At 37.5% G+C, this 3,580-nt stretch carries 4 protein-coding genes; all 4 read left to right on the forward strand.

Features of this window, described 5'->3' with window-relative positions; all coding sequences use genetic code 11:
• Positions 1 to 380 precede the first annotated feature (380 nt).
• The 4 genes from AC1DND_RS22805 (at position 381) to AC1DND_RS22820 (ending at position 3,340) form a co-directional block, all read left to right on the forward strand.
• Complete coding sequence (locus AC1DND_RS22805) at positions 381 to 662, forward strand: helix-turn-helix domain-containing protein (RefSeq protein ID WP_029274217.1); 282 nt, start codon at positions 381 to 383, stop codon at positions 660 to 662.
• 73 nt (positions 663 to 735) lie between these two features.
• Complete coding sequence (locus AC1DND_RS22810) at positions 736 to 1,380, forward strand: HD domain-containing protein (protein ID WP_477584887.1); 645 nt, start codon at positions 736 to 738, stop codon at positions 1,378 to 1,380.
• Between the two features lie 82 nt (positions 1,381 to 1,462).
• Positions 1,463 to 1,990, forward strand: a complete 528-nt coding sequence (locus AC1DND_RS22815; RefSeq protein WP_477584888.1) for a hypothetical protein — start codon at positions 1,463 to 1,465, stop codon at positions 1,988 to 1,990.
• A gap of 93 nt (positions 1,991 to 2,083) precedes the next feature.
• Positions 2,084 to 3,340 carry a putative DNA modification/repair radical SAM protein gene (locus AC1DND_RS22820; RefSeq protein WP_477584889.1) on the forward strand — a complete coding sequence of 419 codons (1,257 nt, stop codon included), beginning with the start codon at positions 2,084 to 2,086 and terminating at the stop codon, positions 3,338 to 3,340.
• The last annotated feature ends 240 nt before the right edge of the window (positions 3,341 to 3,580 follow it).

The raw sequence follows: 3,580 nt of genomic DNA on the forward strand, positions 1-3,580 counted from the left end.
ACTCTTTATCGAATGGGTTAAATATTTCGAAAAAGACGAATTTGAAGATGACTGGGGGCTATATTAACCCTTAAATAATTAATTTTTCTGCGTTTTCTTACCGCCCACCTTTTCTCTCGTTGATTTGAGCTGCATAACGCAATAATGTTCTAAATGTATCCTATCGCTCCTTCCACCTAAAGCACAACCAATACAAGAACCTGATTATCAACCAAAAACAAAACACTTAAACATTTAGGTTATTTTTTTGTTGTAACAATTAGTTCATTAATCCGTTTCGCGTAATTCCCAATAGTGCTAAAATTAATACTTTTAAAAACTGTTGCGGTTAAAGTTTCGTACATAATGAAATAAACATTAAAAAAATTTATCCCTTTTTTATGGAAGATGTATTGGCTTTAAAGACAAAGAACGTTGCCGGCAATATTAGAAAAATTAGAGAATACAGAGACTATACTCAGGATTATCTGGCGGCGAAATTGAAAATATCTCAAAATGCCTACAGCAAAATTGAGCTCGGTTATAGTAAATTAACTATCGATCGTTTGTTCCAAATTGCTGCAATTTTGGAGGTTGAAGTATCTCATTTATTAACCCTTAACCACAATGATTTAATTAAAATTATTGCTGATGATGAGAACAGGACAGCAGCGGCGAGTTAATACCCAGGCGCTGTTGATATCATTTCTTTTACCCTGCAAATAATTCCAATACCTTTGGAACAAATTTAGAACGATGCAGGCTACCATTCAAAAAACTATCGATTTTGTTCAGAAAACACTAGCCAATGCCGAGGCAGGGCACGATTGGTTCCATATTGAGCGTGTTTTTAAAACCGCTCAAACCATTAATCAACAAGAAAATGGCGACGAACTTGTAGTCGCCTTTGCCGCATTGTTGCATGATATTGCTGATCCTAAATTTAATAATGGTGATGAAGAACTGGGACCGAACATGGCTGCTTCATTTTTAGCATCGATAGCTGTTGATGCTGAGGTTATTGCCCATGTTAAACTGATTATCCAGAACATGTCGTTCAAAAATAGTTTTGATGGCACAGGTTTCACCTCAAAAGAAATGCAAATTGTACAGGATGCAGATCGTTTAGACGCCATCGGAGCCATTGGTATTGCAAGAGCATTTACTTATGGTGGATTCAAAAACAGGGTACTTTACGATCCGGCTATTTTACCCGAAGAACACCTCACTAAAGAAAGTTATAAAAATACCACCGCGCCTACCATTAACCATTTTTACGAAAAACTGCTGTTGTTGAAAGACATGATGAATACTGAAGCAGGGATAGCAATAGCCGTAGAAAGACACAATTTTATGCTTCTATACCTGGAGCACTTTTATAAAGAGTGGGATGGGAAATAATCAGCAATAAGCCATAAAAATACCTAATAGTAAGTATTCCGAAACCACGCATTAGGGCTTAACTTTACAAAAATTAATCCTCATGCATCCTTATAAACTAAAATACCATAAAAATAGTGTTTTGTTAATCGCGATGGTTGGCATTCCTGTGTTCTTCATTTCCTTAATGCTGTATTCTCTTTTTAGTTTACCTTCATCGCTTTCCGAAACGTCCACTTTGATATTTGTTTCGCTATCAATTATTTTAATGGCACTTCTTTTATTATGGATTACCAAAACGCAGATTTTTGTACATAGTAAAATTTTAATCAGTGAAAAAGGTATAAGTTTTAAATTAAAAAGTACTTCTTTCTTATACCGGAGAACCGAGTTTTTTTCTGGATGGGAAAATGTAACCAGCGTAACCGAAATGTTCGATAACCACAATGGAGGTTACTTTTATCAAATTGCATTTAAAGACCCGGATTTCGTGGCCAACTTTAGTCCACTTAAAAACCACGAAGTAGAGGCCGACCGCTTCTTTTCTGAACTGCAATATTATCAGGAAAGTTATAATATTGCACATCAACTGCCAATAAGCAGAAAGCTTAACCCTTCGAACAGTTTTTAGTTAACATTATTATTCCAAAATAGAATAGGTTAGATAAATCTATTTACTAATATTTTTAGTTATTAAACTATCTTTGTTAGTAAATATATCCCTATGTTTGATCGAATCCGTGAAAAATTAAATATTCTTGCTGACGCCGCTAAATATGATGTTTCTTGTTCATCAAGCGGCGGCACGAGAAAAAATACCAATAAAGGCCTTGGCGATAGCCATACATCCGGCATTTGCCATACCTACACTGAAGATGGCCGATGTGTTTCGCTTTTAAAAATCCTCCTGACTAACCATTGCATCTACGATTGTTTGTTCTGCGTTTCGCGGAAAAGCAACGATGTAAAACGTGCAGCCTTTACCGTAGATGAGGTGGTAGAACTGACCATGAATTTTTATCGCCGCAACTATATTGAAGGCCTGTTTTTAAGCTCGGGGATTTTCAAAAATGCCGATTTTACCATGGAACGGCTGTTGCTAGTGGTTAAAAAACTCCGCTTGGAACAGAACTACAACGGCTATATCCATTTAAAAACCATTCCAGGTGCCAGCGATGAACTGATTAAAGAAGCTGGCTTATATGCTGATCGGATGAGTATTAATTTAGAAATGCCAACTGAAGCCGGCTTGAAGCTTTTGGCTCCCGAGAAAAACCACGAGGAAGTAATTAAACCTTTAGCTTTTGTGCAACAGCAGATTAACCAGTTTACTGCCGATAAAAAACTGATCAAACATGTACCAACATTTGTACCTGCGGGACAAAGCACACAGATGGTTATTGGCGCCACACCCGAGAGCGACAAAGATATTATGTACACCGCGAATACCTTTTACAAAAACTTTTCTCTGAAAAGAGTTTATTATTCGGGTTATGTACCCATTAGCAACGACACCAGGATGCCTGTAATTGGTACACAGCCACCATTGCTGAGAGAAAACAGGTTGTATCAAACCGATTGGTTAATGCGGTTTTACGGCTTTAAAGTGCAGGAAATTTTAAACGATGCCAACCAGAACCTTGATATTGATATCGATCCAAAATTAAGCTGGGCGATTAGAAATATGCAGCATTTCCCTGTGGATATTAATACGGCTGATTATAAAATGATTCTCCGGATACCGGGTATCGGTGTAATGTCGGCCCAAAAAATTGTACAGGCCAGAAAGTTCGGAAAACTCAGGATTGACCAGTTGAAAAAAATCGGTGTGGCTTATAACCGGGCCAAACACTTTATTGTTTGCCTGGATAGCCCCTATCAGCTGAAAGATTATCAGGGCACACAGATTAAGGCTTTTATTTTGGCCGAAAGCCAGAGCAAATATTTAAAAACAGATAGCAACCAGATGATTTTGTTTTAAAACCCCACGATCGTCATTCCCAACTTGATTGGGAATCTCAAAGCTACGGCATTAAGATTCCCGCCTTCGCGGGAATGACGGACTAAAATAAATCCCATGACCTACATTTTCGATGGCACTTTTCAAGGTTTATTAACCGCTGTTTTCGAATGGTTTGAACGTAAGCCGGGAAAAGTTGTGCTAAAATCTACTTCAATTTTTCAGCCTGAAGCTTTTGCAGAAAGTTTTACAATTAGCACC

The organism is Pedobacter sp. 01N416 (assembly GCF_056399685.1).

What these genes read in the sequence shown, in the direction of transcription:
- AC1DND_RS22805 (WP_029274217.1), top strand. Translation starts at nt 381, where the DNA reads ATGGAAGATGTATTGGCTTTAAAGACAAAGAACGTTGCCGGCAATATT.
- AC1DND_RS22810 (WP_477584887.1), top strand. Translation starts at nt 736, where the DNA reads ATGCAGGCTACCATTCAAAAAACTATCGATTTTGTTCAGAAAACACTA.
- AC1DND_RS22815 (WP_477584888.1), top strand. Translation starts at nt 1,463, where the DNA reads ATGCATCCTTATAAACTAAAATACCATAAAAATAGTGTTTTGTTAATC.
- AC1DND_RS22820 (WP_477584889.1), top strand. Translation starts at nt 2,084, where the DNA reads ATGTTTGATCGAATCCGTGAAAAATTAAATATTCTTGCTGACGCCGCT.